This is a genomic window from Mesorhizobium sp. B2-8-1 (genome assembly GCF_006440955.1).
Taxonomy (GTDB): Bacteria; Pseudomonadota; Alphaproteobacteria; order Rhizobiales; family Rhizobiaceae; genus Mesorhizobium.
Window position 1 is genome coordinate 169,605 of record NZ_VFTX01000006.1, and the last position, 22,712, is coordinate 192,316.

Below are 22,712 nucleotides of genomic sequence, written 5' to 3' on the forward strand. Positions count from 1 at the left end.
GGCGAAAATTGTCGCGACAAGGCTCTTTTCCAGTTATTAGTTTTCGCTATAATAGACGAATGGATGATATAGCGAACGACATCTCCTCGACAATCGGCAGGCGGATACACGCCGAGAGGACGATACGGGACTGGTCCCTGGCCGAACTCGCCGAGCGCTCCGGCGTCTCCAAAGCCATGCTGAGCACGATCGAGCGTGGCATAACCAGCCCGACGGCAGCGCTCCTGGTGCGGATCGCCGCCGCCTTCGGCATGACGCTGTCGACCCTTATCGCACGCGCGGAATTGCAGGGTGGGGGCTTGCTGCGGGCGAGCGACCAGCCCGTTTGGCGGGATCCCGACACCGGCTATGTCAGGCGGCATCTTTCGCCGGCCGGCGACATGCCGCTCGAACTGATCAGGGTTCATCTGCCGGCGGGCGCCAAGGTCAGCCTGCCCGCGGCATCCTACGCCTTCATCAAACAGCAGATATGGCTGATCTCCGGACGGCTGGAATTCACCGAGGGCGATCTGGTGCACAGGCTCGAGCCCGGCGACTGTCTGGCGCTCGGCGCGCCGTCGGACTGCACCTTCCATGCACTCGAGGCGGGCGCCGACTATCTCGTCGCGCTGGTCAGGGCCTGACATCATGCCGAGACGTCCAAAGCGCTCCCACAATGGGGGACCGCCGCTCGACGACTACAAGGGGCCGCCATGGGGCAAGGGCGATCCTTATATTTTCCTGGCCTGGCAGGCCGCGCATGCCAAGGCGTGGAAAGCACCGAGCCGCGACGTCATGCTGATGCGCGTGGACAAGGCGGAACGGCTGGGACTTACCTATGAGGAATACACGCTCGAACTCCTCGAACGCGGACGCCACCTTCAGGAAGAGGACACCGAACGCATCGCCGCGATCAAGGCGGCGCGCAAGGGAAAGCGATTCAGCGCTTTCGATTGACGCCAGTTCGACCGTATCGATCCTTCCATCTCAGCCAGGCAGAACGAGCATGCATTCCATCGAGATCAGAATGTTGACGCAGGACGCGCGGACACAGGCGTTGCTTGGCGATCTTCTGGTCGAAACGGTTGCCGCGGGCGGGTCGGTGAGCTTCATGCATCCGCTGGCGCCGGAAACCGCCCGCAGGTTCTGGGACACGTCGCTGACGGCGGCCGCAAGAGGCGAGCGGGTGGTGCTTGGCGCGTGGGAGGCGGACACGCTGGTCGGCACGGTCACGCTGCTGCTCGACTGTCCGCCCAACCAGCCGCACCGGGCCGAAATCGCCAAGCTGATGACGCGCCTCGATCGTCGAGGCAAAGGCGTGGCGACCCGCCTGATGCTAGCGGCCGAGGCCCTTGCGGTGGAGAGGGGCCGCACGCTTCTGGTTCTGGATACGGCGACCGAAGAGGGGGCGTCCGGGCTCTATGAGAGGCTGGGCTTCACGCTGACCGGGGAAATACCGGACTATGCATTGAAGCCCCATGGCGGGCTGACCGGCACGCTCATCTACTGGAAGCGCATCGGCCGGTGAACGTCATGTCGGAGATGGCTCGCCGAGGCGCGACAGCAGCCATTGGCGGAAATCCTGCTCGGCACCGGTCAGTCGCGCGATCGGTGCCTTGGTCAGAAAATGCCCCGATGTGCTCGGGAGCTCGAAATCGGAAAGCCTGGCCAGGGCCTTGCTTTCGAGTGCCGCGTCAATCAGCGGCCGCGAGCCCAGAAGCACGCCCGCGCCGGCTCGCGCAGCCTCCATCGCAGCCACGAAGCTGTCGAAGCGATGCGAGCGCCTGGGGTGACCGGCCAATCCCGCCGCGGCGAACCATTCCGCCCACATCTCGCGCGCACCGGCGACCAGGAGCAGCGGCAGGGATGTCCAGTCGGCATCACTGGCCAAGGCCGGGGCGGCCACCGGCACAAGCCGCTCGGCGGTCAGCCTGTCGGCCAGGCGTCCGGGAAAGGATCCGTTGCCGAAACGGATGTCCAGCGCTGAGCCCGGCAGGTCATAGTCGGTCGGGCGATGGATCGTCACCAGGTCGACATGGATGCGCGGCAGCGCCTTGGCAAGGTCGGGCAGCTTCGGAACGAGCACCAGCAAAGCGAAAGAGATCGGCGCCCGCAAGGTGACGGTCTCGACGGCGCGGGGCTCGAACAGTTCCGCCGTGCTGCTGCCGATGGTGGCGAAGGCTGATTGGATGTGGGGCAAGTAGGCGGCGCCCTCCGGCAACAGTGCGACGCCCCGCGCCAGCCGTGAGAACAGACGCGTCTTCAGCCGATCCTCGAGGAGCCGGACATGCTGACTGACGGCCGCCTGGGTCAGGCCGAGTTCGGCGGCGGCCGCCGTAAAATTCGAAAGCCGCGCCGCTGCCTCGAAGCTGCGCAGCCAGTCGAGTGGGGGCAAGGTGGGGATGGTTCTCGCAGGCATTACGATTTTGCAGCCATTGACCGAAAAATGATAATTTCAATTATACCTTTCGCTCGATCAACATGCAATCGAGGCCCCGCTGAGCGGACTGCGGGGCGCAATGGACAGGAACATCTCCATGTTGACCGATGCGCTGATAGGCGACGCAGGAAGAATGATCGAACTGGGCTGGAAGGACGGGACGCGCTGCCGGTTCCATGCCATGTGGCTTCGCGACAACGCACTCGACGACAAGACACGCAGCGCCGGCAACGGCCAGCGACTGATCACCATCCTAGATATTCCAGCCGAGACGCGGATCGGTGCCGCTTCGATCAAGGGCAATGCCGTGGAGATCAGATTCGTGCCCGAGAAGAAGACGGTCAGCTTTCCCGAGGCGTGGCTTCGAGCCAATGCCTATGATCGCGCCGAGGCCCGTCAGTCCGGATGGACCGCCGACGCGGTGCAGCGCTGGACAAGGGCGACGATGCAGAATTCGGTGCCGCGCGCCGGTTATCCGAAGGCAAGCCGCAGCCGCAGTGTGCTGCGGGAATGGCTCTTGGCGGTGAGGGTCTACGGTTTTGCAGTGATGGACGGACTGCCGGCCGAATCCGGCGCTCTGTGCAAGGTCTCCGACCTGTTCGGCTACATCAGGGAGACCAATTACGGGCGCTGGTTCGAAGTGCGCGCCGAGGTCAATCCGAACAATCTGGCCTACACCAATCTCGGCCTCCAGGCGCACACCGACAATCCTTATCGCGACCCGGTGCCGACGCTGCAGATCCTGTCCTGTATCGAGAACACGGTGGAGGGTGGTGAGTCCAGCGTGGTCGACGGGTTCGCCGTGGCGGCCGCCTTGCAGGCCGAGAATCCCGAAGGCTTCCGACTCCTGAGTTCGCATCCTGCCCGTTTCGAATATGCCGGATCGTCCGGCGTGCGGCTGCAGGCGAAGCGGCCTATGATCGAACTCGGGCCGGACGGCGAACTGATCTGCATCCGCTTCAACAACCGCTCGCTGGCGCCGACCATCGACGTGCCTTTCGCCGAGATGGATGCCTACTACGCCGCCTATCGCCGCTTTGCGGAGTTGATCGAGGATCCGGCTTTCGAAGTAACGTTCAAGCTTGAGCCGGGGCAGGCCTTCATCGTCGACAACACCCGCGTCATGCATGCGCGCAAGGCGTTTTCGGGAACCGGGAAACGCTGGCTGCAGGGCTGTTATGCCGACAAGGACGGCCTGCTGTCGACGTTGGCGGCGATCGAGCACGGTTTCAAGGAGGCGGCGGAATGAACGCACATGATCTGAACGCCGGCAACATCGTCGAATTCATCGCCGATATCTTCGAGCGCCGGGGAGCCGAATCCTATCTCGGCGAGCCGGTGACGATGTCCGAGCATATGCTGCAGGGCGCCTGGCTCGCAGAGCAGGATGGTGCGCCGGAAGAACTGGTGGCAGCAGCCCTGCTGCACGATATCGGCCACTACACCAGCGAGTTCGGTACCTATTCGCCCGATGACGTCGAGGACAAGCACCATGACGAGGCCGGCGGCGAGGTGCTGGCGCCGTTCTTCCCGCCGGTCATCGTCGAATGCGTCAGGCTGCATGTCTCGGCCAAGCGCTATCTCTGCGCCACCGACCCGACCTATTTCGACAAGCTGTCGCCGGCTTCGGTTCATACGCTGTCGTTGCAGGGCGGGCCGATGAGCCCGGACGAGGTGGCCGGGTTCCGCAAGAACCCGTTTCACGAAGAGGCGGTGCGCGTCCGCATCTGGGACGAGGGCGGCAAGGTCGCCGACATGAGGACGCGCACGTTTCGCGACTATGTGCCGTTGCTAGAACGCGTGGTGGCGCGGTTCGCGGCCGACCAGGCGGCGTAGCCGATCGCACCGATCAGGAAAGGGAGGCGCGGTCCAAAACCGCGCCTCCCTCGGTTTTTCGCCACGATCTGGCTTATCCCTTGTGGTGAACCTGCTGCAGCCCATAGACGGGCGTCGCAATGCCTTCCTGCCTGGCCTTCAACTGCAGCGACAGGAACTGCGAATAATGGCGCGACTGGTGCAGGTTACCGCCATGGAACCAGAGCGCCTCCTGCTGCGTCGGCTTCCACATGTTGCGCTGCTCACCTTCCCATGGGCCGGGATCCTTGGTGGTGTTCGAGCCGAGTCCCCAGCATTTGCCGACCTTGTCGGCAACCTCCTTTGAGATCAGCTCCGCCGCCCAGCCATTCATCGAGCCGTATCCGGTGGCGTAGACGATGACGTCCGCCGGCAGTTCGGTGCCATCGCTGAGCAGGATGGAATGTTCTTTGATCTCGGCCACATCGACGCCGCTCTTGAGCTTGATGGCGCCATCGATGATCAGCTGCGAAGCGCCGATATCGATGTAGTAGCCGGAGCCACGCCTGAGATATTTCATGAACAGGCCGGAGCCGTCGTCGCCCCAGTCGAGCATGAACCCCGCCTTTTCCAGGCCCTTGTAGAACGCCGCGTCGCGCTCCTTCATCTTCTCATAAAGCGGAATCTGGAACTCGTGCAGGATCTTGTAGGGCAGGGAGGCGAAGATGAGGTCGGCCTTGGCGGTGGTCATACCGTTCTGCACCGCCTGCTCCGAGTAGAGCGCGCCAAGCCCGATATCCATCAGCGTGTCGGATCTGACGATGTGGGTGGTCGATCGCTGCACCATGGTGACGTCGACGCCGGCTTCCCACAGTGCTGCGCAAATGTCGTGCGCGGAATTGTTCGAGCCGATGACGACAACCTTCTTGCCGGCATATTGGTCGGGGCCGGGGTGCTTGGAGGAGTGGTGCTGATCGCCCTTGAAATTCTCCATGCCCTTGAACTTCGGCAGATTGGGACGGCCGGACATGCCGGTGGCCAACACCAGCTGCTTCGGCTTCAGCGTGATGTCCTTGCCGTCGCGGTGGACGACAACTGTCCATTCCTTCTTCTCCTCGTCGTAGGAAGCGCTCTTGGCCTCGGTTGAGGACCAGTAATTCAGCTCCATCACCTTGGTGTACATTTCCAGCCAGTCGCCGATCTTGTCCTTGGGCGAGAAAACCGGCCAGTTCCGGGGAAAATCGATGTAGGGCAAATGGTCATACCAGACCGGGTCGTGCAGGCAGAGCGACTTGTAGCGCTTGCGCCAACTGTCGCCGGCACGTTCATTCTTCTCGATGATGATCGTCGGCACGCCGAGCTGGCGGAGCCGCGCGCCAAGCGCGATGCCGCCCTGGCCGCCGCCGATGATGACCGTATAGGGCTGCGTCTTGAAGCCAAGCTCGGCCGCTTCCTTCTCGCGCTCTTCCTTCCAGGTCGGGCGGTTCCTGCCGGAGCCGTGCTTGGCGCCCATGGGCCGGGCGAAGCCGGCCGGCTCTTCATAGCCTTTCAGCTCGACCATTGTGGTCAGCAGCGTCCAGATCTTGCCGTCCTTCAACCTGATATGGCCGAAGCCGCGCGCCACATTCGTCTCGAAGCTGATCCAGCCGTCGATCACCCCGTTCGCCTCGGTCGCGTCCTCGCCCCTGGCGATGGCGAAATGTGATGGCTTCGTCTTCGATAGCTGGCTTTCCAGCATGTCACGCACCTGATCGCGGCCTTCCATGGTCTTGATATTCCAGGTGAAGGTGACGAGGTCGCGCCAATAACAATCTTCCTGGAAGCATTCGACCGCCTTGTCGACGTCGCCGGCGGCAAGGGCCGCGCCAAATCGTTCGAGAAGGTCGGAAAGCTTCCTGTTCGGGGCCTTGTCGAGCATCAGTTTCCTCCGCGTTTTTGTTGATCGGCCTCGTTGCGAGCTGCCTTTGCCGAGCTTGGGGTCCGGCCTCGGGCAGTATCGCGGCAAACCATGGGCCGCGTCACGTCGCCAAATAGTTCGGCTTGTTTTCAAGGGTTTGACCAGCGACCCGACGTCGAGCCGGGTCTAAATGACGGCGTGCGCGTGCTTCGTGCCATGCACCGGGCAAGCCGGCATGAAAGCGGAATCGACCCCATTGACGAACGGCTGCTTTCACCCTTATGGTTCGCCACCATGAAAAAGGCACTCATTCTCGTAGGAAGGCGCGTGGGCAAGGCGGTGTAACCGCCGGGCGAAAACCTCCCATGCGCAACACACAGGCTCCCTCGGGGGCCTTTTTTATTGCCTGAAACACGACTAAACGACCAGCAAATCGCCAGATGGCGGACAGTACGGGACCAAACCGATGAGCAACGGACAGAGCGAGCGGCGCGAAATGACTGGCGCCGAAATGGTGGTGCAGGCGCTGAAGGATAATGGCGTCAAGCATGTCTTCGGTTATCCGGGCGGCGCGGTTCTCCCGATCTATGACGAGATCTTCCAGCAGGACGACGTCGAGCACATCCTGGTGAGGCACGAGCAGGGCGCCGGCCACGCGGCCGAGGGCTATGCGCGCTCGACCGGCAAGGCAGGCGTCATGCTGGTGACATCGGGTCCGGGCGCGACCAACGCGGTGACGCCTTTGCAGGACGCGCTGATGGATTCGATCCCGCTGGTGTGCCTGACCGGGCAGGTGCCGACCTCGCTGATCGGTTCGGACGCTTTCCAGGAGTGCGACACGGTCGGCATCACGCGCCCCTGCACCAAGCACAATTGGCTGGTGAAGGACGTCAACGAGCTTGCCGCAACCATTCATGAGGCCTTCCATGTCGCCACCACCGGCCGTCCCGGTCCTGTCGTGGTCGACATCCCGAAGGACGTGCAGTTCGCCAAGGGTTTTTATGTTTCTCCGCAAACCGCGCCGCGCACCAGCTATCAGCCGAAGGTGCAGGGCGACCTGGAGAAGGTCAAGGCGGCGGTCGAACTGCTGGCCGGTGCCAGGAAGCCGATCATCTACAGCGGCGGCGGCGTCATCAACTCCGGTCCGGAAGCGAGCCATCTGCTGCGCGAACTGGTCGACCTCACCGGTTTCCCGATCACCTCGACGTTGATGGGGCTCGGCGCCTATCCGGCATCGGGCAAGAACTGGCTCGGCATGCTCGGCATGCACGGCACCTACGAAGCCAACATGGCCATGCATGATTGCGACGTGATGATCTGCATCGGTGCGCGCTTCGACGACCGCATCACCGGCCGGCTCAACGCGTTCTCGCCGAACTCGAAGAAGATCCATATCGACATCGATCCGTCCTCGATCAACAAAAACGTCCACACCGACGTGCCCATTATCGGCGATGTCGGCCGGGTTCTGGAGGATCTCGTGCGGCTGTGGCGGGCAACCGCCAAGGCCGACAAGAAGGCGCTCTATCCCTGGTGGGAGCAGATCGCCAAATGGCGTGCGCGCGATTCGCTCGCCTACAAGATGAACAACGACGTGATCATGCCGCAATATGCCATCCAGCGGCTCTATGCCCTGACCAAGGACATGGACACCTACATCACGACGGAGGTCGGCCAGCACCAGATGTGGGCGGCGCAGCACTACCATTTCGAGAAGCCGAACCGCTGGATGACGTCCGGGGGGCTCGGCACGATGGGTTACGGCCTGCCGGCGGCACTCGGCGTGCAGATCGCGCATCCGAACGCGCTGGTCGTCGATATCGCCGGCGACGCTTCGGTGCAGATGACGATGCAAGAGATGAGTGCCGCGGTGCAGTTCGACGCGCCGATCAAAATCTTCATTCTCAACAACCAGTATATGGGCATGGTGCGGCAGTGGCAGCAGCTGCTGCACGGCAACCGGCTGTCGCATTCCTACACCGAAGCCATGCCTGATTTCGTCAAGCTGGCCGAAGCCTATGGCGGCCACGGTATTCGCTGCGACAAGCCGGACGAGCTGGACGATGCCATCAAGGAGATGATCTCGGTCAGGAAGCCGGTGCTGTTCGACTGCCGCGTGGCGACGCTCGCCAACTGCTTCCCGATGATCCCGTCGGGCAAGGCGCACAATGAGATGCTCTTGCCGGACGAGGCGACGGACGAAGCGGTGGCCAACGCCATCGACGCCAAGGGCAGGGAACTGGTTTAGCAGCGGACAGAGGCAGGGCTGTCGCGAGAAGCCGTGCGTAAACAGAGATTAGATCCAAGAGTTTGAAGTCGAGATTCACATCATGAACGCACAGCTACAACCGACCGGCTCCGCCTATTTCATCGCCAAGGAAACGGAAAAGCCCGAGAACCACACGCTTTCAGTGCTGGTCGACAACGAGCCGGGCGTGCTTGCCCGGGTCATCGGCCTATTTTCCGGGCGCGGCTACAACATCGAGAGCCTGACAGTCTCGGAAACCGAGCATGAGAAACATCTGTCGCGCATCACCATCGTGACGCGCGGCACGCCGCATGTGCTGGAGCAGATCAAGCACCAGCTCGAGCGCATCGTGCCGGTCCACCGCGTCGTCGACCTCACCGTGCGCTCGCAGGAGTTCGGCCAGGAGCGGCCGCTGGAGCGGGAACTGGCGCTGGTCAAGGTCGCCGGCACCGGCGAGGCCCGCGTCGAGGCGCTGCGCCTGGCGGATGCCTTCCGCGCCAGCGTCATCGACGCCAACACCGAGCATTTCATCTTCGAGATCACCGGCAAGGGCTCCAAGCTCGACCAGTTCATCGCCATCATGAAGCCGCTCGGCCTGGTAGAGATCTGCCGCACCGGCGTGGCGGCGATGAACCGTGGCCCGCAGGGGATGTAGCACCGGTAAGTTTCTCCACAGTGTGACGACGGGATCGGCCACCGGCCGAGGGTGGCCTTTGTGCGGTCGTTGGAAGTGACAATAATACTGGCTTATCTGGGAGGATATCATGTCGCTCGACGCATTCCTCGCCTTGCTTGTCTACGCCTTCGTGACCTCGATCACGCCCGGGCCTAACAATCTGATGCTGCTCGCCTCAGGTGTGAATTTCGGCCTGGTGAGGAGCGTGCCGCATATGTTCGGCATCAGCATCGGGTTTCTTGTCTTGCTGCTGGCGGTCGGCCTTGGTCTTGGCGCCGTGCTGACGGCGTTCCCGGCGCTGCACACCGCGCTCAAGATCGCCGGCGCCGCCTATCTGCTCTACCTTGCCTGGAAAATCGCCATGTCACGCTCGCTCAGCGGCAAAGGCGAGACGAAGGCGCGGCCGATGCGTTTCATCGAGGCGGCGGCGTTCCAGTGGGTCAATGCCAAGGCCTGGGTGATGGCGATCACCGCCATGGCCGTCTACTCCAATCCGGAGCATCCGTTCCTGTCGGTGGCGCTGATCTCGGTGGCCTTCACCATCGTCAACCTGCCGAGTGTTTCAGTGTGGGCGGGATTCGGCACGGCGCTGCGCGGTTTCCTGTCCGATCCCGTGCGGCTGAAATGGTTCAACATCGCCATGGGCGTGTTGCTGGCCGCGACGCTTTGGCCGATGCTGCGGTAAGCTGTCCAGGCTCGCGATCATAGTGGGCTGCCCATCCATTGTGCAGTGCACATTAAATCTTCGTAATGCCGTGTTTTGGCCCTTTTCCGCCAAAGCCCTGTCCTATCTATTCAGCGAAATCGCGGCAGGCAGTCGTGATTTGAGCTAGAATACGACCACCTGGCTATGGCGTGTCGGACGGAGAGGGTCTTTTGTCGATGCGTGGAAAAGTCATTCTTTCATTGCTTGCGGTCGCCTGCGCAGGCGCGGCTTGGCTCTATCTGTCTCCCGACACGCTGAGCAGGGCCCGGCAGATCATCGGTGTAAATCAGGTCGCGTCGGACAAGCCGACGCCGGATAGGCAGGATCCGCAGGCAGGGGCCAAGCAGGCGGCCGGCGGCACTGGCGCCCGTTCGGCCTCGATCATCTCGGCCACGGCAACGACGGCCGATTTCCCGGTCCGGCGCTACGCCATCGGCTTCGTCTCCTCTCCCGCCGTGGTCAGCATCAACGCGCGCGTGTCCAGCCAGATCGTGTCGATCGACGTCAAGGACGGGCAGATGGTGAAAACCGGCGATCTCCTGTTTTCGCTGGATGACCGTGCCTTGAAGGCGCAGCTCGCCAAGGATCAGGCGACGCTCGCCAAGGATCAGGCGCTGCTTGCCAGTTCGAATTCCGATCTTCAGCGCGCCAAGGATCTTGTCGCCAAGCAGGCCGGTACGCAGCAGACCTACGACCAGGCCGTTGCCGCGCAGAAGGCGGCGGCAGCGACTGTCGATGCCGACAAGGCGACAATCGATGCAGACAATGTCCAGCTTGGCTTTGCCAGGATCACCGCGCCGATTTCCGGCAGGCTTGGCGCGGTCAACGTTGCCGTGGGCGATCTCGTGACCACGAGCAATGGCAGCAGCAGCACCTCGACCCCGCTCGTCACCATCACCCAGATGGATCCGCTGCAGGTGAACTTCAACCTGCCCGAAAGCAATCTTGCGCTGCTGCACAAGGCACTGGCAAAGCCACAGCAAGGGGCAGTGACCCTGACCCAGGACGGCGACCCGACACCCATTGGCAAGGGCACGCTCGATTTCGTCGATTCCAGCGTCGATACCGCTTCCGGCACCATCGCAACGCGAGCCAGCATACCCAACGCCGATCTGTCGCTGTGGCCGGGCCAATATGTGAATGTCGTGCTCGACGCCGGCATCATGCCGCAGATGACGTCCGTCCCCACGGTCGCGGTGCAGCCCAGCCAGAAGGGGCCGTTCGTCTATGTGGTCAAGCCTGACAACACAGTCGAAATGCGGCCGGTGCAAGTGGCGCTGACCGTGGGTCAGAGCGCCGCCATCAGCGATGGCCTGAAAAGCGGCGAGAAGGTTGTTATCGAAGGCCAGACGCGACTGAAGAACGGGGCTGCCGTGCACGAAGGCAAGGCATCCGCCGGATCCGGCGACCAGGCAGCACCCAAGATCGCGCAAGCGGACAAGGCCGGCGAGGCGGCCCAATGATCTCCGAGTTCTGCATTCGCAGGCCTGTCGCCACCCTCCTGATGTCGTTCGCCCTCGTTCTGGGCGGGCTGTTCGCCTACAAGTTCCTCCCGGTGGCGGCGCTGCCCAGTGCCGAATTCCCTGTCGTCAACGTCTCGGCTCAGCTACCCGGAGCCTCGCCGGAAACGATGGCAACGTCGGTGGCGACGCCGCTGATCAAGCAATTCGCCACCATTGCCGGAATCGATTCGATCTCGACCACCAACTCGCTCGGCCAGACCTCGATCGCCATCCAGTTCGTGCTCAACCGCGACATCGATGCCGCGGCCGCGGACGTGCAGGCAGCGATCGCGCGCACGCAAAGATCGCTGCCGCCGCAGATGACCTCGCCGCCGAGCTATCGCAAGGTCAATCCGGCCGACGCGCCGATCCTTTTGATGTCGCTGGTCAGCGATACGGTTCCGCTGACCGATCTCGATGCTTTCGCCGAAAACGTCATCTCGCCGTCGCTGTCGACCATCGACGGCGTGGCGCAGGTCTCCATCTTCGGCCAGCAGAAATATGCGGTCCGCATCCAGATCGACCCGACCGCGCTTGCCGCGCGCGGCATTTCGATCGACCAGCTGCAGGCGGCGATCGCATCCGCCAACTCCAATACCCCGCTGGGCGTTCTGAAGAACAACAAACAGCAGCTGACGATCACGGCCAATACGCAGCTGACCGACGCCGCCGGATTCTCCAACCTCATCATCGCCACCAAGAACGGTCATCCGGTGCGGCTGGGCGAGGTGACACGCGTCGTCGATTCGGTGCAGACCACGACGACTGCGAGCTGGTATGACGGCACGCGCGCGATCATCATGGCGGTGCAGCGCCAGCCCGACGCCAACACTGTCGACGTCGTCGACAAGGTCAAGGCGATGCTGCCGTCCTTCCAGGACCAGATGCCGGCCGCCGCCCAGATCAAACTGCTCAACGACCGTTCGACCTCGATCCGCCAGGCCGTGGACGACGTGCAGTTCACGCTGCTGTTGACCATCGCACTGGTGGTCATGGTGATCTTCGTGTTCCTGCGCCGCGTTACGGCGACCATCATCCCGGCCGTGGCGGTGCCGATCTCGTTGATCGCCACGCTCGGCGCGATGTTCCTGTTCGGCTTTTCCATCGACAACATCTCACTGATGGGCCTGACGCTCGCGGTCGGCCTCGTCGTCGACGATGCCATCGTGATGCTGGAAAACATCTTCCGCCATATGGAGGAGGATGGGTTGTCGGCGTTCGATGCTTCGCTGAAGGGCGCGCGCGAAATCGGCTTCACCATCATCTCGATTTCGATCTCGCTCGTGGCCGTGTTCATCCCGGTGCTTCTGATGGGCGGCGTCATCGGGCGCATCTTCAACGAGTTCGCCGTCGTGGTGACGGTCGCCATCCTGGCGTCAATGTTCGTGTCGCTGACGCTGACGCCGATGCTGTGCTCGCGGCTGCTGTCGGTGACCAAGGCCGACCGCGAGGCGCATGGCGATGGCCACAGGCGCGATTTCATTACCCGCGGCTACGACCGGATCCTGAGCTTCTGTCTGCGGCACACTTTCCTGGTGTTCCTGGTCTTCATAGGCACCGCGGCGGCGTCGGTGTGGCTGATCGAGGTCTCGCCGAAGGGCTTTTTCCCGCAGGAGGATATCGGCCAGATATCGGTGACGACCATTGCGCGCCAGGACATCTCGTTCGACGCCATGGCAAAGCTGCAGGGGCAGGTGGCCAGCGTGTTCTCGCATTCGCCCTATGTCGACCATGTTGCGTGGTCGGCGGGCAGCGGCAACAATGCGCTCAACCAGGGGCAGCTTTTCGTCCAGCTCAAGGGCAAGGACCAGCGGCCCAATATCGAGAAGGTGCTTGCGGATCTACGCAAGCAATTGGCCGGCGTCGCGGGCATCGAGACCTACATGCAGCCTGTGCAGAATCTGAGGCTGGGTTCGCGCTCGTCTGCCAGCGCCTACCAGCTCGTGGTTCAGGGCCTCGACACCGGCCAGACAGACATCTGGGCGCAGAAACTGAATGACGCGATGGCGGCCGATCATGCGACCTTCACCGACGTCACCAGCGATCTGCAGAACAATGCGCTGCAGGCGACGCTGGTGGTGGATCGCGACAAGGCGGCCCAGCTCGGCATCGACACCGACACGCTGCGCTCGGCGCTTTATGGCGGGTTCGGCACCGACCAGGTTTCGACGATCTTCGGCTCCGCCGACAGCTACGAAGTCATCACCGAGCTCGATCCCAAGATCGAGTGGTCGCCGGAGCGGATGCTGGCCATCCAGATGAGGACGGCGAGCGGCTCCCTGGTTCCGCTTGGCGCCTTCGCCCGGGTCGATCGCACGGCCGGCGCCTTGACGGTCAACCAGCTCGGCCAGCTTCCGGCCGTGACGATCTCTTATAATCTGCCGCAAGGCGTGGCGCTCGGCGACAGCGTGAGCCGCATCGACGCGCTCAAGGAGCAGATCGGCATGCCGGAGACGATCTCGACCAGCTTTGCCGGCACAGCCAAGACCTTCCAGGATTCGCTCGCCAACCAGGGCCTGCTGATCGGCGGCGCGATCCTCACCATCTATATCGTGCTTGGCATTCTCTATGAGAGCTTCATCCATCCGCTCACGATCCTCACAGGCTTGCCATCGGCTGTGCTGGGAGCGGTTGTCGCCTTGCGCTTCGCCGGCATGGACCTGTCCGTCATCGCGGTGATCGGCATCCTGATGCTGATCGGCATCGTCAAGAAGAACGGCATCATGATGGTCGACGTCGCGCTCGAATTGCGACGAGAAGGAATGTCGGCCACCGAGTCCATCCACAAGGCCTGCCTGATGCGGTTCCGGCCGATCATGATGACGACGCTGGCCGCCTTGATGGGCACGTTCCCGATCGCGCTCGGCACGGGCGCCAGCGCGGAGCTGCGCCAGCCGCTGGGCGTCGCCGTTGTCGGCGGTCTGCTCGCCTCGCAGGCGCTGACGCTGTTCGTCACACCGGTAATCTATGTCTACATGGAAAATTTCTCGGGCTGGCTGGTCGGGCTGATGCCGAAGCGCAAGCCCGAATTGCATCTGGTCGAAGCGGGGGATCAGCCTTCGCTGTTCGACGATGATGACGAAATCCGAGGCGAGCCGCAAAAGACGGCCGCGGAGTAGTGTATCCGCGTCGCGCCCACTGGCCCAAGTCGTCATGCTTGCGGCCGGCGGATCGCAGCCGTAGTTTGTGGCCATGTCCCACGATCATGACCACGACAACGAACTCGATCCGTTTGCCGCTCGCGTGCGCGCGCTGGAAACCATTCTCACCCGCAAGGGATTGATCGATCCGGCCGCGATCGATGTCATCGTCGATACCTACGAGACTAAGATCGGTCCCCGCAACGGCGCGAGGGTGGTGGCCAAGGCCTGGAGCGATCCCGCTTTTGCCGACTGGCTGAAGCGCGATGCTACGGCGGCGATCGGATCGCTGGGCTATACCGGCCGGCAAGGCGAGCACATGCAGGCGGTGTTCAACACCGAAGAGACTCACAATCTCGTCGTCTGCACGCTGTGCTCCTGCTATCCGTGGTCGGTGCTCGGCCTGCCGCCGGTCTGGTACAAGGCGCCGCCCTATCGCTCGCGCGCGGTCATCGATCCGCGCGGCGTGCTTGAGGAATTCGGGCTGACGCTGCCGGCCTCGACAAAGATACGCGTCTGGGATTCGACCGCGGAGTTACGCTATCTCGTCGTCCCGATGCGGCCTCAAGGAACCGAAGGCTGGAGTGAGGAGCGCTTGTCCGAATTGGTAAGCCGCGATGCGATGATCGGCACTGTGCTAGCCCAAAAACCGGAAAAAACGGGGGATCCGGCATGAACGGCCCGCAGGATGTCGGCGGACAGATGGGATTCGGGCCGGTGGCGCCGGAACGGGACGAGCCGTATTTCCATACCGACTGGGAGCGGCGGGCGCTCGGCGTGACGCTCACCGCCGGCGCCATGGGCGCCTGGAATATCGATGAGAGCCGGCATGCGCGGGAATCGCTGCATCCGGCCGACTATTATGCCTCCAGCTACTACCAGATCTGGATCAAGGCGCTGGAAACCCTGCTCAAGCGCCATGGTTTCGTCAGCGAGCGTGATCTCAAGGCAGGCGAGGCGATCGATGCGGCGGCGACGCCCAAAAGAGTGCTGAAGACCGATGACGTTCCGGCCGTGCTGGCCAAGGGCGCTCCGTGCAACCGGCCGGTCGAAACGGCGCCGCGGTTCAGGGCCGGCGACCGCGTGCGGACCAGGAATTTCAATCCGACCGGCCACACCAGGCTGCCGCGCTACGCGCGTGGCAAGCATGGGAGGATCGAAGCGGTGCGCGACGGCTTTGTATTCCCGGACACCAACGCGCATGGGCAGGGCGAGAACCCGCAATGGGTCTATACGGTGGTTTTCGACGGAGCCGAGATCTGGGGCGACGGGGCCGATCCGACGCTGACCGTGTCCATCGATGCCTGGGAGAACTATCTTGAACCGGCCTGAGGCGAACGGGCCTGCCGGTCTGCCCGCCGGCCTCGATGCGCCCGTCTTCGCCGAGCCCTGGCAGGCCGAAGCCTTCGCGATGACGGTGGCGCTGCACGACAAGGGCCTGTTTTCGTGGAGCGAGTGGGCGCAGGCACTGTCGGCCGAAGTGAAGAAACCCGGCGCCGGGGCTGACGGCCATGACTATTACGAACATTGGTTGGCGGCGCTGGAAGCGCTGCTGGCGTCGAAAGGATTGGCCGCCAAGCCCGATGTCGATGCAATGGCACGGGCCTGGGAGCGCGCCGCGCATGCCACGCCGCACGGCAAGCCGATCCTGCTGGAGAACGATCCGCACGCCGTCGGGTGATCGTGCGGACACGCCGCCCGTTCCCTTTACGTTCCCGTCCTCGCCTGATAGGCTGAAGCGCAGGGAGTTCGCCACCAGGCCGCGTCGATGGCGGTGGCGCTATCTTGTCTTTCTCTCGCGAATCCGGTCACACGATCAGATGGAATTTTCACCCCAACAGGACGAGGCGCTGCAGGCGGTCGCGCGCTGGCTCAAGGCCGGCAAGCCGCAATTGTTCCGGCTGTTCGGCTATGCCGGCACCGGCAAGACGACGCTGGCGCGCTATTTCGCCGAACATGTCGACGGCCAGGTGCAGTTCGCCGCCTTCACCGGCAAGGCGGCGCAGGTGCTGCGCTCCAAGGGCGCGGTCAATGCCCGCACCATCCATTCGCTGATCTACAGGCCCAAGGGGGAGGAATCGGTCGAAGACGAGGTGACTGGCAAGACGTCGATGTCGCCGACTTTTTCGCTCAACCGGCAGAGCCCGATCTCGCGTGCGAAACTGGTCATCATCGACGAATGCTCGATGGTCGACGAGCAGCTTGGCCGTGACCTCTTGAGCTTTGGCACGCCGATCCTGGTGCTGGGCGATCCCGGCCAGTTGCCGCCGATCTCGGGCGGTGGCTTCTTCACCGACCACGAGCCGGATTTCCTGCTCACCGAAATCCACCGGCAGGCGCGCGACAATCCGATCCTGCGGCTGGCGCTCGACGTGCGCGAGGGGCGCGAATTCATGCGCGGCGACTACGGCACGGCGCAGGTGATCGGCAAGGAAGACGTCAACCAGGACTTAGTGCTGAGGGCGGACCAGGTGCTGGTCGGCACCAACCGCACGCGCCGCCGCTACAACCAGCGCCTGCGCGAGCTCAAGGGGTTCAATGCCGACTATCCGCAGGCCGGCGACAAGCTGGTGTGCCTGCGCAACGACCCGGCCAAGGGCCTGCTCAACGGTTCGCTGTGGAAGGTGATGACCTCGTCGCGCGAGACGGTGAAACCTGGCATCAACCTTCTGGTGTCGCCCGAAGAGGATGATCCGGACCGCGGTGTCGCCAAGATCAAGCTGCTCAAGGCGGCGTTCGAGGATCCCGACGCCGATATCCCGTGGCAGCAGAAGAAGCGGTTCGATGATTTCGACTATGGCTATGCCCTGACCGTGCACAAGGCGCAGGGGTCGCAGTGGAACGAGATCGTGCTGTTCGACGAAAGCTGGGCGTTCAAGGAAACGCGCCAGCGCTGGCTTTACACCGCGATCACCCGGGCGGCCGAACGGTTGACGATCGTCAGGTAGCGGAGCCCAGTTGCCTGGCGCCGAGCCATTGCCAGGCATCGGCCTCGTCTTTGAAATGCCTGAGTTCGACCGGCGGCGGGGTAGGGAGGAAGTCTCGCGCCTGCGCCGTCCAGTCCGGCTCGCCGATCGCGGCACAACGGCCGATATGCTCTGCGGCCTGGACCGCGCCCTGTCGCAGCGTCTCGTCCGATATGTCGCTCCAGTCGACGCCGTCATGATCGATCACGCGCACCAGCACATCGATTCGCGGGTGAAGCGCGTAAGCCGCTTCGAGCAGGCCGAACAGGTTTTCCGCGTCGGCCGCCGAGACATGGCCGACGATATCGATGGCGAAGAGATCCTCACGGTCCGTATCGATGCGCCGGATTGCCGGCACGGCTTCGAGGAAATTCAAGGGATCGTATCCTTTCACAAACGTCATCCGATCTTCTGGAACACCGGAAACCCCCTATCTGTTCCCGTCAAAGGCGGTATAGATGCGCCGAAATCGAGCAGGATCCGAAGCCATGCCCGCAAAGCTTTCCGTCAATCTCAACGCCATCGCCATGCTGCGCAACCGGCGCGACCTGCCGTGGCCCGATGTGATCAGGCTTGGCCGCATCGCGCTTGCGGCGGGAGCGCATGGGCTGACGGTGCATCCTCGTCCGGACGAGCGCCATACCCGCCGTTCAGACCTGCCTGAGATCAGGGCCTTGATCGACGATGAGTTCCCGCGGGCCGAATTCAACATCGAGGGCCATCCGACCGAGCATTTCCTGGCGCTCGTGGAAAAGCACCAGCCGGAACAGGTGACCCTGGTGCCCGACGATCCCTCCCAGGCAACGTCGGACCATGGCTGGAACTTCATCGCCGATGCAGCGTTCCTGACACCGATCGTGAGACGCCTGAAGAAGGGCGGTTTCCGGGTCTCGTTGTTCTCCGATGCGGATCCTGCCGGCATAAACGCCGCGCGCGATACCGGCGCCGACCGCATCGAGCTTTACACGGGACCTTATGGCAGTTGCCATGCCGATTCCGCCAAGGCGGCCAAGGAGCTGGAAAGACTGGGAAAAACGGCCGATGCGGCCTTTGTTGCGGGCCTTGAGGTCAATGCCGGGCACGATCTGACGGTGAGCAACCTGCCGGCCTTGGCGCGACGCGTTCCGGCATTGGCCGAAGTGTCGATCGGACATGGGTTGACAGCCGACGCGTTGGAGTATGGCATGGCCGGCACGGTGGGCCGCTTTCTCAGGGCTTGCGGGTGGTAATGGTGGCAGCCTCGCGTGCAAAGCATGGCAGCCATAACGCGACGGTACTTGATATTGCATCGCAGCAAGCGTAGAGCACCGCCCGCTTATCGGAGTGTCGTTCATGGCCCTTGCCAACACTGGTAGTGAGGCAGAAACCGTCGAACAATCGAGCCATCCTGAAATCGAGCAGCACAGCACCAAGGTGTTGATGCTCGGCGCGCTCGGCGTTGTTTACGGCGATATCGGCACCAGCCCGATCTACGCGTTCCGCGAGGCGCTGGTGGCGTCGTCGGGCGGCGAAGTGGCCGACCGTGGCGACATTCTTGGCGTTCTCTCGCTGATCATCTGGTCACTGACGATCATCGTCACCATCAAATACATCATGTTCGTGCTGCGCGCCAACAACCGCGGCGAAGGCGGCGTGCTGTCGTTGATGGCATTGGCGCGCGGCAGTTTCCCTAAGCGCTCGGCGATCATCCTGGGCATCGGTATCGTCGGCGCCTCGCTGTTCTTCGGCGACGCCGTCATAACCCCGGCAATTTCGGTGCTCTCGGCGGTCGAGGGCATGAATGTCGTCACGCCGACCTTCCAGCCTTATGTCGTGCCGCTGACACTGGTCATCCTGGCGGTTCTGTTTTCGGTGCAGCGCTTCGGCACCGGCGGCGTGGCGCTGATCTTCGGCCCGATCACCGCGGTCTGGTTCCTGGCTATCGGCCTGTCCGGCCTCAACCATATCATCGCCGATCCGGAAATCCTGTGGGCGATCAGCCCGCACTATATCGTCGCCTTCCTGATCAATTCGCCCGATGTCGCCTTCGTCACCATCGGCGCCATCTTCCTTGCGGTCACCGGCGCCGAAGCGCTTTATGCCGATCTCGGCCATTTCGGCCGCAAGCCGATCGTGCTCGCCTGGCTGGCGATCGTGTTCCCTTGCCTGCTGCTCAACTATGCCGGCCAGGGCGCCTTCGTGCTGGCCAAGAACGGCGTGGTCGGACATCCCTTCTTCGAAATGAACGAAGGCTGGACGCTGATCCCAATGGTGGTGCTGGCGACCGCCGCGACGGTGATCGCCAGCCAGGCGGTGATTTCAGGCGCATTCTCGCTGACCAGGCAGGCGGTGCAGCTCAACATGCTGCCACGGCTGGAAATCCTGCACACGTCGGAAAAACAGTCCGGCCAGATCTACATGCCGCGCGTCAACCTGTTGCTGGCGCTGGTGGTGATGATGCTGGTGGTGGGCTTCGGCGAATCCAGCAGGCTGGCTTCGGCATACGGCATCTCGGTGACCGGCAACATGCTGGTGACCACGGTGCTGCTGTTTGTCGTCATGACCCGCATCTGGAAATGGCGGCTGTGGGTGGCTGTCGCGATGACAGCCTTGTTCGGTTTCATCGATGTCGGTTTCTTTGCTTCCAACATCGTCAAGGTGTTCGAAGGCGGCTGGGCCTCGCTGGCGGTGGCCTTCACCATCGTTCTGGCGATGTGGACCTGGGTGCGCGGCAGCCGTTATCTCTTCGACAAGACCCGCCGCAACGAGATCCCGCTCGATTTCCTGGCCGGCAATCTGTTGAAGAAGAAGCCGCAGCTGGTATCCGGCACCGCGGTGTTCCTGACCAGCGATCCGCTCAGCGCGCCGACCGCGCTGATGCACAGCCTGAAGCACTACAAGGTCCTGCACGAGCAGAATGTGATCCTCTCGGTGGTAACCGCGCCGCAGCCGGTGGTGCCTGACAGCGACCGGGTCAAGATGGAGACGGTCAACGAGCTGTTCATGCGGGTGACGCTGACCTTCGGCTATATGGAGCAGCCCAACATCCCGCGCGCGCTGGCGATCTGCCGCAAGCAAGGCTGGAAGTTCGACATCATGACGACGTCCTTCTTCCTGTCCCGGCGCTCGCTGAAAGCCTCGCCCAATTCCGGCATGCCGGTGTGGCAGGACCGGCTGTTCATCGGGCTGGCGCGCACGGCGGCCGACGCCACCGAATATTTCCAGATACCGACCGGCCGTGTGGTAGAGATCGGTACGCAGGTGGCGATCTGACTGTCTCGATCGCCTTGGGCTGACGCTTCGGGGGACGGGCATGAGCGGCGAATTGGTGCTTGTCACCGGCGGATCTGGCTTTCTCGGCGCCCACTGTATCCTTGAACTGCTGAAGGCGGGCTACCGCGTGCGCACCACCGTGCGCTCGGCCGGGCGGCAAGCCGATGTCCTGGCCATGCTCAAGGCAGGTGGCGTCGAGCCGGATGACAGGCTCTCCTTTGCAATCGCCGATCTCATGAGCGATGCCGGCTGGCCGCTAGCCGCTGCAGGCTGCGACTATGTCCTGCATGTCGCCTCGCCGTTCCCGCCCGGCGTGCCCAAGCATGATGACGAGCTGATCATTCCGGCCCGTGAAGGCGCGTTGCGGGTGCTGCGGGCGGCACGAGATGCCGGCGTCAGACGCGTCGTGCTGACGTCCTCCTTCGCGGCTGTCGGCTACGGCAAGATGCCGCCCGACGGCCGTCCGTTCACCGAGGAGAACTGGACCGATCCGATGGGAAGGGTCAGCGCCTATGTGAAGTCGAAGACGCTCGCCGAGCGCGCGGCCTGGGATTTTATCGCCGCCGAGGGTGGCGGGTTGGAGCTTGCTGCCGTCAACCCCGTCGGCATCTTCGGGCCTGTGCTTGGCTCCGACCATTCGACCTCCACCGAATTTGTCCAACGCATGATGAATGGAGCCATGCCGGGGCTGCCGCGCCTGTCCTTCGGCGCCGTCGATGCACGCGACGTGGCGGACCTGCATGTCCGCGCCATGACCGATCCAGCTGCCAATGGCGAGCGCTTCCTGGCGGTGGCCGGCGATTTCATGACCGTGCGGGAAATCGCGCAAACCTTGAGAAAGCGGCTCGGCAACGCGGCGAAGCGCGTTTCGACCAGAGAGCTTCCCGATTGGCTGGTGCGCATGGTGGGACTGTTCAATCCGGAAGTCGCGCAGCTCGTGCCTGAGCTGGGCAAGGTCAAGAATGCCACCAATGCCAAGGCGGTTCGCATGCTCGGCTGGAAGCCGCGTTCGCGCGAAGACGCGCTGGCTGCGACCGGAGAGAGCCTTATTCGGCACGGCCTGATCAAAACATCGAAGTAGGGGCGGAAAGTCGAGAACAGACTTCCCGCCGCGTGGATTTCAACCTGCCAGGGCAGCCTTGTTCGCCTCGAGGAATTGTCTCAACGTCCTTGGCGTCCTGCCGGAAAGCATCTCGATCGCGTCCGTCACCATGGCGATGCGGCCGGCACGCGTGTTGACGTCGAAGGAAACGATGACGCCGGCAAAATCCTCGGGAACGCCTGATGCCTTTACCCCTTCGGTCAGGACATCATCCGAAACCTGCACGACATCGAGCGGCTTGCCGGTGACTTCGCTGACAAGGGCGGCGATCTCTGCCGTCGTGTACGCTTGCGGGCCAGTCAGCGTGTAGGTTTTGTTGTCGGTCGAGCCGGAAGCGAGACCGGCGGCGATCGCCGCTGCCATGTCGTCGCGCGCGCCATGGGCGATGCGGCCTTCGCCGGCGGACGTGTACCAGTGCCCCGAGGCGATCGCGTGCGGCAGCGCCATGAACAGGTTCTCCTGGTACCAGCCGTTGCGGAAGATCGTGTAGGGGATGCCGCTCGCCTTGATTGCCTGCTCGGTGCTGTAGTGGTCACCGGCAAACAGGACCGGCGACACCGGTTCCGGGTTGGGCATCGAGGTATAGAGCAGGTGCGAGACGCCGGCGTTTTTGGCCGCCGCGACGGCATTCTCGTGCTGCTTCAGGCGCTTGCCGCTTTTGAGATCGAGATCGCCGGTCGAAATGATTAGCGCCTTGTCGGCGCCCTTGAATGCGGTTTCCAGCGAAATGGCGTCGTTGAAGTCTGCGGCCCTGACAACGACGCCGCGCACCGCCAAATCTGCCAGGCTTTCGGGATTGCGCGTGATAGCGATGATCTTTGCAGGCGGAGTTTTATGCGCGTCCAGGAGATAGCGGATGACGCCGCGGCCAAGCTGGCCGGAGGCGCCGGTGACGAGAAGGGTTTCGGTCATCGGAGATCCTGATTTGTGCCGAAGCGGCGGGTGCTCTAGTGGTCTCAGAAAGAGACCAGCACTAAAATAGGAATTGACCTGTCGCCGTAAAGAAGGCA

General features: G+C 63.1%; 21 protein-coding genes. 17 read left to right on the forward strand and 4 right to left on the reverse strand.

Going from position 1 to position 22,712, the window contains the following annotated elements:
* Positions 1-59 precede the first annotated feature (59 nt).
* Genes FJ428_RS17550 through FJ428_RS17560 form a run of 3 tightly spaced genes read left to right on the forward strand, consistent with a single transcriptional unit; the run spans position 60 to position 1,507 of the window.
* A complete protein-coding gene (locus FJ428_RS17550) occupies positions 60-623 on the forward strand; it encodes an XRE family transcriptional regulator (protein WP_140555380.1) in 564 nt (187 codons plus the stop codon).
* Between the two features lie 4 nt (positions 624-627).
* Positions 628-936, forward strand: a complete 309-nt coding sequence (locus tag FJ428_RS17555) for a hypothetical protein (protein ID WP_140516495.1) — start codon at positions 628-630, stop codon at positions 934-936.
* A gap of 49 nt (positions 937-985) precedes the next feature.
* Entirely contained in the window at positions 986-1,507 is a 522-nt protein-coding gene (locus FJ428_RS17560) for a GNAT family N-acetyltransferase (RefSeq protein WP_140879871.1), read from the forward strand.
* Positions 1,508-1,510: 3 nt separating this feature from the next.
* Here the strand turns inward: FJ428_RS17560 and FJ428_RS17565 are convergent, their stop codons facing one another.
* Complete coding sequence (locus FJ428_RS17565; RefSeq protein ID WP_140559560.1) at positions 1,511-2,398, reverse strand: LysR family transcriptional regulator; 888 nt, start codon at positions 2,396-2,398, stop codon at positions 1,511-1,513.
* 118 nt (positions 2,399-2,516) lie between these two features.
* On the opposite strand from FJ428_RS17565, the gene FJ428_RS17570 reads away from it, so the two are divergent.
* Positions 2,517-3,668 (forward strand): gamma-butyrobetaine dioxygenase, encoded by a 1,152-nt coding sequence (locus FJ428_RS17570; protein ID WP_140675331.1) that lies wholly within the window; start codon positions 2,517-2,519, stop codon positions 3,666-3,668.
* Positions 3,665-4,255: an HD domain-containing protein gene (locus tag FJ428_RS17575; RefSeq protein WP_140495362.1), complete on the forward strand. Its 591-nt coding sequence runs from the start codon at positions 3,665-3,667 to the stop codon at positions 4,253-4,255. The genes FJ428_RS17570 and FJ428_RS17575 overlap by 4 nt, the downstream gene beginning before the upstream one ends.
* A 73-nt stretch (positions 4,256-4,328) precedes the next feature.
* Here FJ428_RS17575 and FJ428_RS17580 read toward each other — a convergent pair whose 3' ends face one another.
* Complete coding sequence (locus FJ428_RS17580; RefSeq protein WP_140879872.1) at positions 4,329-6,131, reverse strand: NAD(P)/FAD-dependent oxidoreductase; 1,803 nt, start codon at positions 6,129-6,131, stop codon at positions 4,329-4,331.
* Positions 6,132-6,576: 445 nt separating this feature from the next.
* Here FJ428_RS17580 and FJ428_RS17585 point away from each other — a divergent pair, with 445 nt between their 5' ends.
* From FJ428_RS17585 to FJ428_RS17625, 9 genes are all read left to right on the forward strand, one after another.
* Positions 6,577-8,358, forward strand: a complete 1,782-nt coding sequence (locus FJ428_RS17585; protein ID WP_140664654.1) for an acetolactate synthase 3 large subunit — start codon at positions 6,577-6,579, stop codon at positions 8,356-8,358.
* Between the two features lie 82 nt (positions 8,359-8,440).
* Positions 8,441-9,013 carry an acetolactate synthase small subunit gene (gene ilvN, locus FJ428_RS17590; protein ID WP_023676680.1) on the forward strand — a complete coding sequence of 191 codons (573 nt, stop codon included), beginning with the start codon at positions 8,441-8,443 and terminating at the stop codon, positions 9,011-9,013.
* A gap of 109 nt (positions 9,014-9,122) precedes the next feature.
* Complete coding sequence (locus FJ428_RS17595) at positions 9,123-9,719, forward strand: LysE family translocator (RefSeq protein WP_140516483.1); 597 nt, start codon at positions 9,123-9,125, stop codon at positions 9,717-9,719.
* Between the two features lie 197 nt (positions 9,720-9,916).
* Complete coding sequence (locus FJ428_RS17600; protein ID WP_140879873.1) at positions 9,917-11,203, forward strand: efflux RND transporter periplasmic adaptor subunit; 1,287 nt, start codon at positions 9,917-9,919, stop codon at positions 11,201-11,203.
* Positions 11,200-14,361, forward strand: coding sequence for an efflux RND transporter permease subunit (locus tag FJ428_RS17605; protein WP_140564201.1), 3,162 nt, complete (start codon positions 11,200-11,202; stop codon positions 14,359-14,361). The genes FJ428_RS17600 and FJ428_RS17605 overlap by 4 nt, the downstream gene beginning before the upstream one ends.
* 73 nt (positions 14,362-14,434) lie before the next feature.
* Positions 14,435-15,058 carry a nitrile hydratase subunit alpha gene (nthA, locus tag FJ428_RS17610; protein WP_140559564.1) on the forward strand — a complete coding sequence of 208 codons (624 nt, stop codon included), beginning with the start codon at positions 14,435-14,437 and terminating at the stop codon, positions 15,056-15,058.
* On the forward strand, positions 15,055-15,714 hold the full coding sequence (gene nthB / locus FJ428_RS17615) for a nitrile hydratase subunit beta (RefSeq protein ID WP_140559565.1): 660 nt from the start codon (positions 15,055-15,057) through the stop codon (positions 15,712-15,714). The genes nthA and nthB overlap by 4 nt, the downstream gene beginning before the upstream one ends.
* Positions 15,701-16,063 (forward strand): nitrile hydratase accessory protein, encoded by a 363-nt coding sequence (locus FJ428_RS17620; RefSeq protein ID WP_181167329.1) that lies wholly within the window; start codon positions 15,701-15,703, stop codon positions 16,061-16,063. The genes nthB and FJ428_RS17620 overlap by 14 nt, the downstream gene beginning before the upstream one ends.
* A 139-nt stretch (positions 16,064-16,202) precedes the next feature.
* Complete coding sequence (locus FJ428_RS17625) at positions 16,203-17,330, forward strand: ATP-dependent RecD-like DNA helicase (protein WP_140516474.1); 1,128 nt, start codon at positions 16,203-16,205, stop codon at positions 17,328-17,330.
* Here the strand turns inward: FJ428_RS17625 and FJ428_RS17630 are convergent.
* Positions 17,323-17,724, reverse strand: a complete 402-nt coding sequence (locus tag FJ428_RS17630) for an STAS/SEC14 domain-containing protein (RefSeq protein WP_140521265.1) — start codon at positions 17,722-17,724, stop codon at positions 17,323-17,325. The genes FJ428_RS17625 and FJ428_RS17630 overlap by 8 nt on opposite strands.
* A gap of 112 nt (positions 17,725-17,836) precedes the next feature.
* Here FJ428_RS17630 and FJ428_RS17635 point away from each other — a divergent pair, with 112 nt between their 5' ends.
* The 3 genes from FJ428_RS17635 (at position 17,837) to FJ428_RS17645 (ending at position 21,681) form a co-directional block, all read left to right on the forward strand.
* Complete coding sequence (locus tag FJ428_RS17635; protein WP_140879874.1) at positions 17,837-18,577, forward strand: pyridoxine 5'-phosphate synthase; 741 nt, start codon at positions 17,837-17,839, stop codon at positions 18,575-18,577.
* 103 nt (positions 18,578-18,680) lie between these two features.
* Positions 18,681-20,600, forward strand: coding sequence for a potassium transporter Kup (locus tag FJ428_RS17640; protein ID WP_140495382.1), 1,920 nt, complete (start codon positions 18,681-18,683; stop codon positions 20,598-20,600).
* A 40-nt stretch (positions 20,601-20,640) separates the two neighbouring features.
* Positions 20,641-21,681 carry an aldehyde reductase gene (locus FJ428_RS17645; RefSeq protein ID WP_140664649.1) on the forward strand — a complete coding sequence of 347 codons (1,041 nt, stop codon included), beginning with the start codon at positions 20,641-20,643 and terminating at the stop codon, positions 21,679-21,681.
* Positions 21,682-21,720: 39 nt separating this feature from the next.
* On the opposite strand, the gene FJ428_RS17650 is transcribed toward FJ428_RS17645, so the two are convergent.
* The gene (locus tag FJ428_RS17650) at positions 21,721-22,614 is read right to left on the reverse strand and encodes an SDR family oxidoreductase (RefSeq protein ID WP_140495386.1); all 894 of its coding nucleotides are present in this window, start codon (positions 22,612-22,614) and stop codon (positions 21,721-21,723) included.
* Positions 22,615-22,712: the final 98 nt, after the last annotated feature.